16 protein-coding genes are annotated in these 15,200 nt (G+C 39.2%); 15 read left to right on the top strand and 1 reads right to left on the bottom strand.

The genetic code is table 11. The annotated features are described in order from the left end of the window. Positions 1-6: 6 nt before the first annotated feature. The 12 genes from NST34_RS10435 (at position 7) to NST34_RS10490 (ending at position 9,927) form a co-directional block, all read left to right on the top strand. Positions 7-405: an MATE family efflux transporter gene (locus NST34_RS10435; protein ID WP_341127694.1), complete on the top strand. Its 399-nt coding sequence runs from the start codon at positions 7-9 to the stop codon at positions 403-405. A gap of 130 nt (positions 406-535) precedes the next feature. Next, on the top strand, positions 536-1,807 hold the full coding sequence (locus NST34_RS10440; protein ID WP_341127695.1) for an alcohol acetyltransferase: 1,272 nt from the start codon (positions 536-538) through the stop codon (positions 1,805-1,807). Next, on the top strand, positions 1,804-2,478 hold the full coding sequence (locus tag NST34_RS10445) for a DUF6320 domain-containing protein (protein WP_341127696.1): 675 nt from the start codon (positions 1,804-1,806) through the stop codon (positions 2,476-2,478). The genes NST34_RS10440 and NST34_RS10445 overlap by 4 nt, the downstream gene beginning before the upstream one ends. A 312-nt stretch (positions 2,479-2,790) precedes the next feature. After that, positions 2,791-3,828, top strand: coding sequence for an ABC transporter substrate-binding protein (locus NST34_RS10450; RefSeq protein WP_081382743.1), 1,038 nt, complete (start codon positions 2,791-2,793; stop codon positions 3,826-3,828). Positions 3,829-3,844: 16 nt separating this feature from the next. Continuing rightward, complete coding sequence (locus NST34_RS10455; RefSeq protein WP_341127697.1) at positions 3,845-4,834, top strand: FecCD family ABC transporter permease; 990 nt, start codon at positions 3,845-3,847, stop codon at positions 4,832-4,834. Position 4,835: 1 nt separating this feature from the next. Beyond that, positions 4,836-5,615, top strand: a complete 780-nt coding sequence (locus NST34_RS10460; RefSeq protein WP_341127698.1) for an ABC transporter ATP-binding protein — start codon at positions 4,836-4,838, stop codon at positions 5,613-5,615. A 40-nt stretch (positions 5,616-5,655) separates the two neighbouring features. Then, the gene (locus NST34_RS10465) at positions 5,656-6,183 is read left to right on the top strand and encodes a HugZ family pyridoxamine 5'-phosphate oxidase (RefSeq protein WP_341127699.1); all 528 of its coding nucleotides are present in this window, start codon (positions 5,656-5,658) and stop codon (positions 6,181-6,183) included. Between the two features lie 3 nt (positions 6,184-6,186). Then, positions 6,187-6,627, top strand: coding sequence for a DinB family protein (locus NST34_RS10470; RefSeq protein WP_341127700.1), 441 nt, complete (start codon positions 6,187-6,189; stop codon positions 6,625-6,627). A gap of 146 nt (positions 6,628-6,773) precedes the next feature. Next, entirely contained in the window at positions 6,774-7,181 is a 408-nt protein-coding gene (locus tag NST34_RS10475; RefSeq protein WP_341127701.1) for a MerR family transcriptional regulator, read from the top strand. A gap of 68 nt (positions 7,182-7,249) precedes the next feature. Next, positions 7,250-8,161, top strand: a complete 912-nt coding sequence (locus NST34_RS10480) for an alpha/beta hydrolase (RefSeq protein ID WP_341127702.1) — start codon at positions 7,250-7,252, stop codon at positions 8,159-8,161. Between the two features lie 243 nt (positions 8,162-8,404). After that, on the top strand, positions 8,405-8,995 hold the full coding sequence (locus NST34_RS10485; protein WP_341127703.1) for a TetR family transcriptional regulator: 591 nt from the start codon (positions 8,405-8,407) through the stop codon (positions 8,993-8,995). A gap of 188 nt (positions 8,996-9,183) precedes the next feature. Next, complete coding sequence (locus NST34_RS10490; RefSeq protein WP_341127704.1) at positions 9,184-9,927, top strand: SDR family oxidoreductase; 744 nt, start codon at positions 9,184-9,186, stop codon at positions 9,925-9,927. Positions 9,928-10,817: 890 nt separating this feature from the next. Here NST34_RS10490 and NST34_RS10495 read toward each other — a convergent pair. Continuing rightward, positions 10,818-11,546, bottom strand: coding sequence for a LytR/AlgR family response regulator transcription factor (locus tag NST34_RS10495; RefSeq protein ID WP_341127705.1), 729 nt, complete (start codon positions 11,544-11,546; stop codon positions 10,818-10,820). 470 nt (positions 11,547-12,016) lie between these two features. Here NST34_RS10495 and NST34_RS10500 point away from each other — a divergent pair, with 470 nt between their 5' ends. From NST34_RS10500 to NST34_RS10510, 3 genes are all read left to right on the top strand, one after another. Then, positions 12,017-13,567: a radical SAM/SPASM domain-containing protein gene (locus NST34_RS10500; RefSeq protein ID WP_339247000.1), complete on the top strand. Its 1,551-nt coding sequence runs from the start codon at positions 12,017-12,019 to the stop codon at positions 13,565-13,567. A 66-nt stretch (positions 13,568-13,633) separates the two neighbouring features. After that, entirely contained in the window at positions 13,634-13,849 is a 216-nt protein-coding gene (locus NST34_RS10505) for a hypothetical protein (RefSeq protein WP_283911281.1), read from the top strand. Between the two features lie 96 nt (positions 13,850-13,945). Continuing rightward, a complete protein-coding gene (locus tag NST34_RS10510) occupies positions 13,946-15,199 on the top strand; it encodes an insulinase family protein (RefSeq protein ID WP_341127706.1) in 1,254 nt (417 codons plus the stop codon). The last annotated feature ends 1 nt before the right edge of the window (position 15,200 follow it).

Raw genomic sequence — 15,200 nt, forward strand, 5'->3', positions numbered from 1 at the left:
GTGAATATGGCTTCACCGATTTTTAATATTATTTCCTGTAAAGGGATCTTAATTGCTATTGGAGGAAATACATTAACCGCTATTAGTCTGGGAGAGCAGAACAAGGGGAAAGCCAACCACTACTTCAATAATGCTTTTAACACACTGCTCATGATAGCCGTAGTTATTTTCATAATGGTAGTTTTTTTTCCTCATGTACTGGCTAGAATAGTTGGAGCAAATTCAGTGCTTTTTCCTATGGTTGGTAATTTACTGAGTGTAGTCTTGAATATCATCTTAGATTTGGTTTTTATCTGCGTTTTCGATATGGGGATTACCGGTGCTGCTTTGGCATCCGATTTTGGCGATTTTACGGTATGTCTTGTTGATGGGGAATTTCTTTATCCTTCCTTTAATGTTTGGTAACATCGGCTTATGGCTTTCCTTTGTAGTGGCAGAGATAATCTGTGTCGTGGTAAGCTATGTTTGTTTGAGGAAGACAATGCAGAAGTGGAGTATCAACTAGTCAACAGCAGAATAATAGAGGAGTTTTGAAGTGAAAAAGTGGTACAAACTTGATAACGCAGCAAAACTATTTCCATCCGTTACAAACACAAAAAACACTTCCGTTTATCGGATCTCAGCTGTTCTGACAAATCCTATAGATGTGGATGCGTTACAGCAAGCCGCCGATACGGTATTCGACAGATTTCCGATGTTCACTGTGAAGCTTCGCAGGGGTGTGTTTTGGAATTATTTAGAGTCTAGCACGGATAAAATTGTGATCGCTGAGGATCAGCAGTATCCTTGTCGCAACATTGATCCAACTACAAACAATGGATATTTATTTAAGGTTTTATACTACAAAAATAGAGTCTCTGTTGAAGTGTTCCATGCGCTTACGGATGGTAATGGGGCTGTCGAGTTTTTAAAATCACTGCTGTACTATTATCTAATGTATATGGGACATGAAATTGACACTGAGGACCGGATTTTACTCGCTGATTCAGGAGTGGATATCCATGATATGGAGGATGCTTTTCGCAGATACTACAAGGATTGTTATGTTGAATCGGTTAGAAACAGCCGAGCGTACCACATTAAAGGTACAGCTTTCGAACAGTTCGGAAATAACGTGGTACACGGGGTCGTAAGTGCCTCCCAATTGAATGCCCTCGCTAAGCAAAAAGGTAGTACGATCACTGCTTATTTATCTGCATTACTGAGTTATTCTATTTATCAAACAAGAATCAAATATAGCAAAAGTAACGCTCCCGTGGTTATCGCAGTGCCTGTCAATTTGCGCAAAGCATTCCCTTCACGTACTCTTCGTAACTTCTTTGGCGTAGTTAATCTTGGCGCGCGAATCACGGAAGATACCACACTGGATGAATTAATTTTTAGAATGAATGAGATGCTGAAGTATAAGACGGGGAAAGAAAATTTGCAAAATATCATTTACAATAATGTGGCGCTTGAACGGAACAAAGCTACGTTGTTTGTCCCGTTATTTTTGAAGAACTGGTTCGTGAATTTAGGGTTTCATATGCTAGGGGAAAGTAAAAGAACACTGACCTTGTCCAATATCGGCAATATTATGTTGCCACAGCAAATGTACAAGCACGTAGAGCTAATCGAGGCATTAGTCTATCCATCCAATAAAAGCCCTATGAACTGTGGGATCAGCTCAGTCAATGATAAGCTGGTGATCACGTTTACCAGAAATATAGTGGAATCCGATATATTGCAATATTTCTTTTCGACCTTAGCGGGTGAGGCTGGACTTGAAGTTAAGATCTACTCAAACGATTGGGGGATTAGCGAATGACCAAATGTATTCGTTGCAACGTGACGGTTGATAATCAACATTATCGTTGTCCACTATGCTCCAAGCCACTTAAGATCAGGGGAGAGAGCACGACAGAATACCCGTCCTATAAAGAGATCTATCAGGAAACCAAACCATTTACGGTAGCTAAATTGTTCCTCTTTTTGACTATATCTGCGATCGTGCTTTCGATTACAATTAATGCGTTGACCTATCATATCAATCCGAGAATATGGTCAATTATCGTAAGTACAGGTCTTATCTATGCGTGGATCGTTGTTAAAGACACCATTTTATCTAATAAACATATTGGCAGGAAAATTTTATATCACTATGTCATGTTGTCCATTTTCCTTTTGGTGATCGATATATTTGTTGGTTTTAAGGGATGGTCTACCAACTATGCAATCCCACTGTTTGGAGTGGCAGCTACATTTATTATGACTGTGCTCGCAATTGTTCAAAAATCATTATGGCGTCATGATATAGGCTATATTTTAGCGATGTTCTTTATTAATTTATGTCCTATGCTTCTGTTTGTATTTAATTTGTCTCATGTCATTTGGACCAGTGTTTTCTCTATCGTATACTCACTCCTAACCATTATTGGAATGATAATTTTTTCTGACCGGAAATTTATAAGCGAAATCAGAAGAAGATTCCATTATTAATAATCGAGATAGATTTATTCCAATCTATAATTAAATATTTAGGTTTATTATGCATATTAACCACGTCCTTTGGATGTGGTTTTTTTGTGGATTTAAGAAAGTGAAGGGTTCATACGACACCAGATTCCTATTTTTCTACAAGAAAGGTTGTCCTTTTTAATGGGATGTTTAAGGCATTTTGGCTAGTTTAAAATTAAAATAAAATTCTTGACACTTCCTAATGATAACCATTATCATAGGAATGGTAGATGAAAATGAAAATCATTATCACTACTTGGAACGTATAATTATACATACTCGGAGGGATAGAATTTGAAGAAATTATTAGTACTTCTGGTTGTTGCAGCGCTTACTGCAATGACTGCATGTTCGTCCACCAATACAGCGGACAATCAAACCAAGAATGAAGCCGTAACGAATACAGCTGCTAATGAAACGAAAGAAGCAAATGCAGCGAATACAACAGAAGCAGCGAAAACAGCGGATGCTGGAAAGGAATACAGTCTGGAGAATGATGGTGTAGATGAAGCATTGTTCAATGAAGCATTAAGCCAGTTTCCAGCCACAGTTCCACAGCGAATTGTAACTACATCTGTACCATTAACAGAAATGCTCTATTTGCTTGGAATCACACCAGTTGGGGTGCCAACCTCCACCAATCCAATTCCTGCTGATTTTGAATCGATAGATAAAATTGGTTCGCCAATGGCACCGGATCTTGAAGTAGTAACAAAGCTTGAGCCAGACTTGCTGCTGGGAGCAGAATCGCTTCGAAGCACGCTGGATAAGACACTGGAAGGCATGGATTTGCAAAAAGCATATCTACGCACAGAATCCTTCGAGGATTTAAAGCTTAGCCTTAAAGTATTAGGTACTTATTTTAATAAAAAAGATGAGATGAATGCGGCTTTGAGTAAGATTTTGGATAAAGAAAATGAGTTAAGTAAATTAGCCGAAGGAAAAGAACTGCCGAGCGTGATGCTCGTTATTGGAACCTCTGATTCCTTCATGGTTATGAGTGAGAAATCTTATCTAGGTAGCTTGGTGAAAAAGCTTGGCGCTGATAACATCGCTACTTCTGTACTTAAAGTTACAGATACTTACTCTCCTATTAATATGGAGAACGTCGTAGCCGCTGATCCTGACGTCATTCTCGTATTGGCTTCAGGTGACCACGGAGCGACAAAGGACAAATTTAAAAAAGAAATCGAGAAAAATGAAACTTGGACGAAGCTCTCTGCTTATAAAAACGACAAAATCCAGATTTTGGATTACAGTGTGTTCGGCGTAACCTCGATCATTAACGCAGAGACAGCTCTAACTGAAATCGCAAAATACTTCTATGAATAATTAAAGGAGACAGCAAGTGATAAATACATCTCGTAGCAGAATAGTTGTTATTGTAACGCTTCTATTAGCGCTCGTTGCCGCGATTATTGCCATCGGATTAGGCTCTGTTTTCATTCCGGTATCAGACATACTAAGCACGATCTTTGGTTCATCGTCAAAGGCGGTGAATGCCACCATCATATGGGATATTCGATTGCCACGTGTGTTACTGGCGATGATCATCGGAGCGAATATAGCGATCTCGGGCGCACTGCTGCAAGCTGTGATGGGTAACCCACTTGCTGATCCTGGATTGACGGGTGTAACTAGTGGCGCGGCTGCATGTGTTCTTGTCATAATGCTTGCTGCACCACAGTATACTGAGTTCATTCCGATTGCCGCTTTTGTTGGAGGGCTAATTGCTGCTGGTATTGTATATGCATTAGCGTGGAGACGAACCGGTATTTCACCGATTACTATTATTTTATCTGGTGTTGCTGTGAATGCGCTTTGCGGAGGACTCATTGGACTATTAACAATCATGTACAGCGATAGACTCCCTGCAGCGGTTCAATGGCTTAACGGCAGTCTTGCGGCAAAAGGGAATAATGCGTTAATGATGGTCTTCCCATATGCGATTGCAGGTTGGATCTTATCGTTCTTTGCCATTCGTAAGGCAAATATCATTCGTCTGGGTGATCAGGTGGCTTCGAATCTGGGTGAAAATGTGAACCGAATTCGTATCCTGCTCTCCTTGCTGGCAGTATTTCTAGCGGCTATTTCTGTAGCAGCCATTGGAATGATCGGATTTGTCGGTCTAGTTGTACCTCATATGGCGAGATTACTCGTGGGTTCAGATTACAAATATCTTTTGCCGATGAGTATGGCTCTTGGTGCGTTGGTTCTGTTAATTGCGGATACAGGTGGACGTACCCTGTTTGCACCCCTAGATATCCCTGCGGGTATCCTTATGGCTGTGATTGGCGGACCATATTTTCTATACCTGATGAGAAAGAAGGCGTTCTAACATGTTTACTGTCGATTCCATTTCGATTCGGTATGAGCAGAAAAGCGTGATTAACAACTTCTCTTTTTCCGTAAAAAAAGGTGAGATCGTCTCCATCATAGGACCGAACGGCTCCGGTAAATCCACTTTGCTCAAAGCAGTATCACGGCTAATTCCTTATCACACGGGTACGGTCATACTCGATGGTACGGATCTGAAGACCATGAGCGCCAAACAAGTCGCACGAAAAATGTGCATGCTGAGCCAGAAGAATCAAGCACCGAGTGATATGACTGTGATCGATCTGGTCTCGTATGGCAGATATCCACATAAAAAGTGGTTTGAAAGATTGAACCAAGAGGATATGGACATTGTTCATTGGGCCCTTGAAAAGACACATTTGATGGAGTATAAGGACCGAGCCGTAGCTTCATTGTCAGGTGGTGAATCACAGCGTGCCTGGATTGCAATGGCATTAGCGCAGCGTCCACTCATCATGTTGCTTGACGAACCAACCACGTACTTGGATATTTCGCATCAGCATGAAGTGCTTGAGCTTGTTCGCGAGTTAAATCAAGACATGGGCATGACCATAGTGATGGTGCTGCATGATCTCAATCAAGCTTCTTCTTATAGCGATAGTATCGTTGTAGTGCAGGCGGGTGAGAAGGCGATGTATGGCACACCGAATGAAGTCATGACAACCGATATGATAAGGGATATATACCGGATGGACGCGGAAGTCCAGTATGTGCCCACAGAGAAGAAACCTCGTATTCATTTGTTGAGTACTGTTCGATAGATTCATAGTGTGACACAACCTATTCATGGAGGGATTTTAAATGAAGAAGCCTGTAGATGTGGAGAAAAATAAAGAAAACTACTTGCAATTTATTAATAAACGTAAGAACCTGATTTTGAGTTTGATTGATGATGAAGGTAAGCCCTTTATTAGTTATGCGCCTTTCGTAAAGAAAGACGGCAAGCTGTATATCTATATTAGTAAAATCGCAGAGCACTATGGCTATATGGAAAATAATGATTATGTGGACGCCTTTCTAATTGCGGATGAGTCTGAAACAAACAATAAATTTGCAACTGAGCGTGTGCGCTGGAGTTGTACTTCAAGCAATATCGGAAATGATGGATATGAGGATATCTTTGAATTGTTCAATACTGACCATGGTGAGGCCATGCTGAAATTGCTGCGCGGACTGGATTTTTCACTGTTCGAACTAACTCCGTTGAAGGGGCGTTATGTTGTAGGTTTTGGGTTGGCGTTCGATATTGATGTAGATGCGAATGTATTTAATCACGTTGTTATTGATAAGAAGAAAGACGAAGAAGCAGCTGTACAAGGGAGCAAATAGCCGATGACTATTACTTCAGTACTGCCCATCTGGCAAGCGGTTCAAGAGCGATTTCATAAAATGGTGAAGGCATTGCCGGAAGAAGATTTAAATCTTAAATTAGGAAATTCATCCATCGGAGGATTGATTTCTCATAATGCCGAGGTAGAGTTTATGTTTGCAGAGTGGTTCTTTGGTAGACCTAAACCTCAAGCCGATGATGCAGCATATACTACATTAAGTGAACTGGTGAATCTGCTGTCTGCTTCCAACGAGAATCTGATTGCAGCGATGCGGGAGCTTCCGGAAGATGCTTGGCATGTAAGCGTAGAGTCGTCTTTTGGCACATCTACTCCGCTTGAAGCGGTAGGAAGACTTATGTATCACACAGGTATTCATGCCGGACAGATTTCTCTAATACAGAAAAATGCGATTCGAAGTGAAGTGTTGTCGGTAGAAGAGTAGACATGGGGAAACGGCAGAAATGCCGTTTTTTTGTGTGTAAATAAGGAGTTTTAAATTGATCCCGATTAATTATTGGCTCTATTTTGATACCCTCTGTATTATCTGGATTTTGGTATAATATAGGTAATTCCAAGGGGGCGTAGATCATGTCGGAGTACTTGCGAGGTCAAATGGCCAAGATGGCAAATGTGAATATGGAAACACTGAGGTATTATGAGGAACTGGGTCTAATTAGTACACCTTTACGATCGGAAGCCGGCTACCGTCTTTATTCTGAAGAAGCGCTAAGTCGACTTACGTTTATACATAATGCTAAGCAATGTGGATTCACCCTAAAGGAAATTAAAAAGGCATTGTTAAAATCGGAAAGCAGTGGCATTAGCATAGATGATTTTGTGAAAGTTGTAGATAAAAAAATGGATCGAGTCCGCAATGAAATTGCAAAGCAGGAGATAAAGCTTGCTTCTCTCGCAGACTTGAGAAAAAATTTATTAGCCACGGATAAACATCCTGGAGTACAGTCAACGCTAGAAATCCTAAAAATGGAATCTTAACTTGACCTTGTAGTCACCTACAGGCTTTATACTTTGAGTTGAAAAGACCTGTAGGAGGGATTATCGATATGGAAAAGACGAGTATAGAACAGCTTGCAGCAATCAAAGATTACCTGAAACAAAACAATCGGTTTGAAAGTAAGTCTATAGAGCATATCCGGCAAGAAATGGTTGAGGCGGCTGCGAATATGCCTAGTCATACGGATGTTACAGTCGAGCGGGTCAGGGTTGGGCCATTAAGCGGAGAGTGGATCATTCCTGTGGAAGCAGCTCCACCTGATGATAAAGTGATTCTTTATTTTCATGGTGGTGGTTTTGTTTCAGGAACCTGTGAATTTTATCGGGATCTAGCAGCACGAATTGCAAAGGCGAGTGGCATGAAAGTGCTAATCATTGAATATCGCCTTGCACCCGAGTATATCTATCCCGCCGCTAATGAAGATTGTATAGGGGCTTACCGGTGGTTGCTTGCAAATGGATATTCTGCCAGTGATATCGTGTTTGGAGGAGACTCTGTTGGAGCCAGCCTTGCGCTGATGACACTGATTACTTTGAGGGATGAGGGGAGCGACTTACCAGCAGGTGCTTTTTTTATCTCGCCGCATACAGATCTTGTTCATTTGGATGGTGAATCGTATCAGAGTCGTGCGGAGCTTGATCCGACAGGTAGCTTGGAAGGGAATAAACGGATACTTGAAGCATATGTAGGTACTCGAACCGAGTGGGCTTCAATATTATCGCCGTTAAGAATGAATTTGCAGGGATTGCCTGATTTACTTGTTCAAGTAGGCAACCATGAGGTGCTATTAAGCGATTCAACGAGGTTGACTGAACGGGCGAGTGGAGCGGGTGTTCATGTGGAACTGGAAATATGGGATAATATGTGGAGTGTTTTTCATTTCTTAGCGTATATGCTCCCAGAAGCAGAGCAGGCGATTTCGAAGATTGGTAAGTTTGCTAGGGCGAAGCTGGACGAGTGAGTAAGTAGATGAAAGTAAGGAACCTTCTTGAGAAATCAAGGAGGTTTTCTGTTGTTGGGGTATGGTAGGTACTCAGCGGCTGATGAGAATTGGATACCAAACGTGGACCTAAGTTTAATAAATTAGTGCACGTATATACTGATAGTGATTCTACAAATGACAAAGTAAGATTATTGTCAGTTCGTTTTTGAATAATATATGCTATGATAAGTACCATCAGAATTAGAGCGAGGGGAAATAGCAATGTCGAATGATCTTCCATTATCTAAAGAAAACATTTTGGATGCGGCTGAACAAGTACTCCGGCGTTTTGGCCCGGATAAGACTTCAGTTGTTGATGTAGCGAGGGTACTGAAGGTTAGTCATGGTACGCTATATAGACATTTTTCCAGTAAAGCAGCTTTGCGCGAATCGGTAACCGAAAGATGGTTGCATCAAAATATTTTAGCCCCATTGAAGGACGTTACTGAGCAATTTGATGGGAATGCCAAAGAGCAGCTACGTCTGTGGTTAGATACTCTAATTCACAGTAAACGGAGCTATGCTGTAGATGATTCCGAAATGTTTGCTATGTACGCCTCCGTAACTTTAGAAACCGTAGATATGATTACCCAACACGTAGATCAATTAATTGGGCAACTCGCACGCATTCTTGAAAAAGGTATACAAACCGGGGAGTTTAAAGCATTGGAATCAGAGGTTACGGCAAGAGCTATTTTTAATGCAACATCACGATTTCATCATCCTGCTCACGCGAAAGAGTGGCAGTCGGGTTCGATTGATCAGGAGTTTGCCTCTGTTTGGGATTTGATGCTTTCCGGAATTTCGTCATAAATTGTTATAGCATATTTCATAATAGAAAAATGATGGACTAAACCTTTTGATGAAGATCGGAAGGTTTTTTTGCGTCTGGAGAACAATTATATCGAATGACAAAAAATAATAATTGTCACTTGTTATTTGCGAGTGTTCGATTTATAATCAGACCAACAAGAAAGGTAAACGAATAGGAGGAATAAAAGATGGATCAGAATTTGGTTGGAAAAGTTGCATTAGTGACTGGAGCTTCAAGAGGTATGGGACGGGAAATTGCGGAGAACTTGGCGTTACATGGTGCGAAGGTTGTTGTTAATTATGCAAGCAGTCCAAGCAAGGCAGAGGAAGTTGTGAACGAAATTAAGCAAAAGGGTGGAGAAGCTATCGCTATCCGAGCGGATATCAGCCAAGTGGCAGAGCTAGAACAATTATTCCAAGCCACATTGGAAGCTTATGGACAAATCGATATTCTCGTTAACAACGCAGGCATTATGATCACAAAGCCGATTGCGAGTATGACGGAAGAAGACTTCGACAAACAGTTCGCTATCAATGTGAAGGGTACCTTTTTTGCTTGCCAGCAAGCGGCTAAACATATGAGTGAGAACGGACGGATCATTAATTTCTCGACATCGGTTACAGGCCAGATGTTCCCAACCTACAGCGTTTATGCGGGAACAAAGGGAGCAGTGGAACAATTCACTCGTCAGCTAGCTAAAGAATTTGGACGAAAAGGAATCACGATTAATGCGGTTTCGCCAGGTCCTGTTAATACGGAACTTTTCACAGTTGGGAAGTCAGCTGAAGAGATTGCGAATGTTGGGAGTATGAATTCTTTTGGACGCTTGGGTGAGCCTGAGGATATCTCGAGTGTAGTGCTGTTTCTAGCCAGTAAGGAATCACAGTGGGTTACGGGCCAGACGATTCGTGTGAACGGCGGATTTATTTGAGAGGTTAGAAAGTTTTATTTATGTGTAAAATGGCTTATCGGATGGGTGTTTACACTTGGAGAACCATACCTATCTCATCCCTTTACATACAAAGAGTAATGTCTTATAAATCGAATCGTTAAAGACGTAGCAAATAATCAATGTATAATCATCGGTCATGTCTGCGAATTTGGAAAAGAGACCGCTGTGTTTTTCTGCAGCGGTGTCGAACAAACTAAGAATAGTGTTGATACCATTGGCATATTCAATCTAGCACAAAAGAAAATCAAATGGAACTTCCGCCTCGACACTAAGTACTGTGGCGGTTATTGTGTTGAGTAAATATAAGAGTAAAAGTAATTTTGTTTAGGACAGGATTACACATGTTAGAGACCATTTAATATATCATGAAGATAAAGCAAGAATGAAACTTCAGCCCTCTTGAAAAATAACATAAGGAGGACGTGCTTGAAGGTGATGAAATTCGAATACTCACAACTAAAGTCTAAAGTCGCTGGCAGCGTCTCAATAGGCTCTTTGTGCTGTGCAAAATCAATCAAATGGAGTGAGAAGCGACGAGACCATTGGTTCTCATCGCTGTAAGCATAATCACGAATGGTTCATGATGGCTTTAAATCCATCACTGTGAACAATATAAACAGTCAACGTCTCTTTTCTAATATTGTACCTAATGATATTCTGGCTTTTAATTTGTAATTTTCAACTTCTATTATAAGAATTCGATAGCCGAAATTTAATAAAGACTGTCGTTCTTATTATGTGCCTGTCTCTGAGGGGGAAGTATAAGATTGTTTGCTGAATTAAAGTGGTTGAAAAAATGCTGATCCAATATAACTTGAAAAAGAGAATTCTAATGACCGATCTTTGTATTCACATCATTACTATACTCTTTAAAAAGTATGTTCGCAAAGAGTGCTCGTATGAACTTCTATCACATCCTTCTTATACAATCGACCCAAAGGAAGTATGTCCTTGTTTGTCATTACTACTTTACTGGAGGTGAATTTTTGAATATGCTTCAGGTTAACAATGGCAGATTTATGTATCTGATAGAAATTCATATCGAGTCTTTCTGAGAGCTGAGTCAATGTTATCGCAGAATATAATACCTGATCCAGGGTGGTTATTTTAACATGTAGTTTATCTACTTTGACCAATGATATAATTTCAAATGTTTGTAGAATTACCTCTCCATCCGTTGTTTTTAGCTTAATGTGAGGGTAGATGGCGGTATTTATATATACGAATGCTCTTTGCAATAATACTTGGAACGTTTCGTAAACCAAGGGTTTTAACTGATAATAAAATGGTTGTACATTAAAACTATCGATCATATATTCCGGAGAATCAGCTAGAAAAATGATCTGGACGTTATAGTCTGGTTCAGCGCGAATTTTGAGTATAGTGTCTATCCCGCTGATGCCGGACATTTCGATATCTATAAGGATTAAGTGGAAGGTATATCGACCGGGAAGACTATAATAATATAATAATTCCTCTCCCGACGGAAAATATTGTACATAAAAGATAGATGAAGAATTTTTTGAAAATTCTGAAAAAAATTTCTTGAACTGCTGAAGCGTTTTTTCGTCATCATCGCATACTGCTATATGCAACAACAAAATCAACTCCTTTAATATGAGAAATAATCCAATTAGTGGTCATTATACCAGAATGATTATCTTAAATGCAATTTACTAGTTTAAACAAAAAACTGATTGATAACGGTTTCATGTCTGATAATTCATCCAAAAAATGTAAATTAAATCAAAAACACGCTGTTCATATCTTTGAAATGGAATTATATCCAATTGCTTCCATTTTATTAGTTTATATGTTATATTGATTTTGGAAGAGGCAATATTGCTAGAATACTTTGTGAAAAAAATCCCATGAATCTTTGATTTAAAAGTAAATTACCAGTATTGAGTACGAAATTCCTAGTACTATGGACTACAGCCGTAACTGAGAAACTAGAAGTCTTTTCACAGCTATCTGTATTTATTTTGAACATGACATGATTTGGAAAATGAAATGGTAGTAGAGAGATTAGAAATATATAGATTGATTCTAAGAAAGAGGTGGGAAAATGAGTACATTAAAGTGTCATGAGGAAATCGAGCGTTTGTTTGGAATAAAACATTATAGTGGGATTCATCGTTTGGGTAAGCTCTTCTCAACGGGGCAGAATATCTACTATTATGACACCGGAACGGGAAAGGTGCTGCAGTTGGATGATGATGCCTTAAAGATCATGCAGTCCCTCTTTGAATTACCTGATGTTAATAATGTCAATGAATTGATGAGAGTACAAGGGATATCGATCTCAGCGATCAATGATTTTTGCCAAACGGTAGTCGATGAACATCTGTTTCGAGCATTTAAGCCCGACCGTTTGTATACTCCTGGCCATAACGAGCTTTTAGAGGAGCGGGTTAACAATGAGTTATCTCAAGTGATTCTAGAATTAACCGGTCGTTGCAATTTGCGCTGTGGATATTGCATTTACAATGAAGACTGCGACTTGAACAGAGATTTTAACAATAGTGATATGAGCCTGGAAATTGCGAAGGCAAGTATTGATTATGCGGCAAAGCATTCTGGAGAGAAAATAGCCGTTACTTTTTATGGCGGAGAACCGCTACTGAAGTTTGATTTATTGAAATGGGCAGTCGAGTATTCATTGGAAACCCTAAAGGGAAAAAAAATAACCTTTTCATTGACTACGAATCTGACTTTGGTGACTAAAGAAATTGCGGATTACTTGGCATTCGTTCCAGGAATGGGGGTTGTTTGTAGTCTGGATGGGCCGGAATATGTACAGAATTCATATAGAAAATATGCTAATGGTGAAGGCAGCTACTCACGGGCTATTCGTGGCCTGAAGCTGATGAGTGATTCGTTTTCAAAAAGTGAAAATGCACTTTCCATTAACGCTGTATTTGCGCCCCCATATTCGCATGACAAGTTGAATGATATTAACTCTTTTTTTGCAGATTTGGATTTCTTGCCTCCCAACGTAGACATTAACATTGGTTATGTTGCGGAAGGTAGTCTTCCTAATGCAGAAATAAAACTGAAGAACAATCATAATGTTAATCCGCAGGTCATGGATCCTTTGTGGTCGTGGTTGGAAGAACGTGCTTTGATTCGTCCTGACATTAGGGGTGATATTAATGACATTTCTTCGTCTGGTATTGAAAGCTCGTTAATCAGCATAGAAAAGCGTTATCTTACGGATTCCCCCGGTGAATTTTATCCGTTTAATGGCTGCTGTACTCCTGGTGCACGTAGACTTTATATCACTACTAATGGCGAACTATATGTTTGTGAACGAGTAGGCGCTTCTCCTTCCATAGGAAATATCGTGGAGGGCATTGATTTTGATCGTCTGAAAAAATATTATGTTGAAGACTATTCCGAAGGTTCGATAGAGCAATGCCAAGACTGTTGGGCGATTAGATTGTGCTCTGTGTGTTATGCCCATAACTATACAGAAGAAAAATTTGATTCTGTTGAAAAAAATAGAAAATGTAATTTGCGCAGAAGTGTCCATCTCAAGGATTTGGTCCTTTATCATACACTACGGGAAAATTCACCTGAAAAGTTAGAATTCTTGGAACATACTGAAATTTATTGATGATATTTTTCCTCATATTATGAGGATCAATATAAATGAATTAACAATAAAGGAGGTGAATAGATCATGTTAGTAATCAATCCCTTGTTTCGTAATCAAGATGATGCTGTGACAGCTGCACATAAGTGTAACTGTATATGTAATGTGGACACTCCTAATCAACATGATAATACTGGAGACAGAGCATGGTGGTGGGGTGTTCCGGATTGTGGCTGCGGATGCAACAGCAATATTACTGATAATAAAGAACGTAATACCTCTACAGCAAGTAATGGATCATAAATGAATTGAATTTTGAAAAAGGTGATCTAACTTTATGTTAGCTCACCTTTTAATTTAATATATTTATATTCTCTTATTAAGGAGATAGGAATAGGAATGAAACCTAAATTATCTTTATCTTTTCAACAAGAAAAAAATATATATTTTGTTAACGATGAATGTGAAGAGACACTGGTAATAGTGTGTATTAAAGCTGGATGTGGTCAGGAGCCATCGGGTAAAAATGGCATAGCTCATCTAGTTGAACATATATGTCTTTCATACCGTAAGTATATTCCTTCATCATGCAATAGTTCCCTTATTTTTAATGAGATTCGTTCATCAGGATTTACTAACTATGGTCAAACAGTCCTAATGTTCTCTTTTCCATCTCACATGGATAATATCAATATGTTCCACCAGATTTTAATGATAATTCTTAGTAATGCTATTATAACTAACAAGACTTTTGAGATATCAAAATTAGAGCTATTGGCTGAATGTAAACAGAAAGGATCTCAGTGGTACTGGCAACAGGAACTCATTTCTTTTATTACTAATAGCCAGATCAACGAGCTTCCGGTAGGTAAGGTTGATGAGATTGTGCAATTACAGATGAAGGATGCGGTCACATTTATTCAAAACAACTACACTAACGATAATTTAGCACTAATATATTTTACCGGACTTCAGGTGCCTGAAATTATATCAAATCTAAATCAAACAATACCATGTGTAGATACTGTAACTCCTAATTCATTAAATCATCATGAGTTAGGCATCAGTTACGGAGTAGAACAGCAAAAGTTTAACTTGTCAATTTGTAGACTGGAGCATCCTACTAATTTAAAAGTCGTAGATTTCTACTATCAACAAACCTATCAATCAGTGAATCTCAAAGAAAAATTGACAAGGATGTTATTTGAAATCATTACAAAGATAAGTATTGATGAATATGTGTCTGTATCCCCTTATGCTAATAGATGCTCGGACGTTTCAGTAAAGGATAAGCATGTGTCAGCTTATTTTTATTATGCTGTATTTACACTAACCTTTATTTCCATAGATGACACAATATCTACTTTTGCAGAAGACGTTGCTTACTATTTGAAACGATTATTGATCACAGAAGAGAAACTGAAAGCATCGAAAGAAAGTATTTCTCCATTTTTGTGTGAACCAGAAAAGCCTAGCAGAGTTGAATTATTCCAAAATATATCCTCGCATTTTTTTCATGGTGAACCTATTCATATTACGTGTGAACATTACAATCAGTTAAAGGAATTGCTAGATAAAATAGAGGTAAGCGATTTAATGAGTTACAAGAACTGGATTTTGAATGCTCCTTGCAAAATAGTAATCTCTACCTAAA

This window comes from Paenibacillus sp. FSL H7-0714, assembly GCF_038003765.1.
In the GTDB taxonomy this organism is placed as follows: Bacteria; Bacillota; Bacilli; order Paenibacillales; family Paenibacillaceae; genus Paenibacillus_AQ.

Bases quoted from the DNA above. Each gene is read 5' to 3' on its own strand.
- NST34_RS10480 (WP_341127702.1), top strand. From the start codon at position 7,250: ATGGAAAAGACGAGTATAGAACAGCTTGCAGCAATCAAAGATTACCTG.
- NST34_RS10500 (WP_339247000.1), top strand. From the start codon at position 12,017: ATGAGTACATTAAAGTGTCATGAGGAAATCGAGCGTTTGTTTGGAATA.
- NST34_RS10475 (WP_341127701.1), top strand. From the start codon at position 6,774: ATGTCGGAGTACTTGCGAGGTCAAATGGCCAAGATGGCAAATGTGAAT.
- NST34_RS10465 (WP_341127699.1), top strand. From the start codon at position 5,656: ATGAAGAAGCCTGTAGATGTGGAGAAAAATAAAGAAAACTACTTGCAA.
- NST34_RS10505 (WP_283911281.1), top strand. From the start codon at position 13,634: ATGTTAGTAATCAATCCCTTGTTTCGTAATCAAGATGATGCTGTGACA.
- NST34_RS10445 (WP_341127696.1), top strand. From the start codon at position 1,804: ATGACCAAATGTATTCGTTGCAACGTGACGGTTGATAATCAACATTAT.
- NST34_RS10435 (WP_341127694.1), top strand. From the start codon at position 7: ATGGCTTCACCGATTTTTAATATTATTTCCTGTAAAGGGATCTTAATT.
- NST34_RS10470 (WP_341127700.1), top strand. From the start codon at position 6,187: ATGACTATTACTTCAGTACTGCCCATCTGGCAAGCGGTTCAAGAGCGA.
- NST34_RS10510 (WP_341127706.1), top strand. From the start codon at position 13,946: ATGAAACCTAAATTATCTTTATCTTTTCAACAAGAAAAAAATATATAT.
- NST34_RS10485 (WP_341127703.1), top strand. From the start codon at position 8,405: ATGTCGAATGATCTTCCATTATCTAAAGAAAACATTTTGGATGCGGCT.
- NST34_RS10490 (WP_341127704.1), top strand. From the start codon at position 9,184: ATGGATCAGAATTTGGTTGGAAAAGTTGCATTAGTGACTGGAGCTTCA.
- NST34_RS10460 (WP_341127698.1), top strand. From the start codon at position 4,836: ATGTTTACTGTCGATTCCATTTCGATTCGGTATGAGCAGAAAAGCGTG.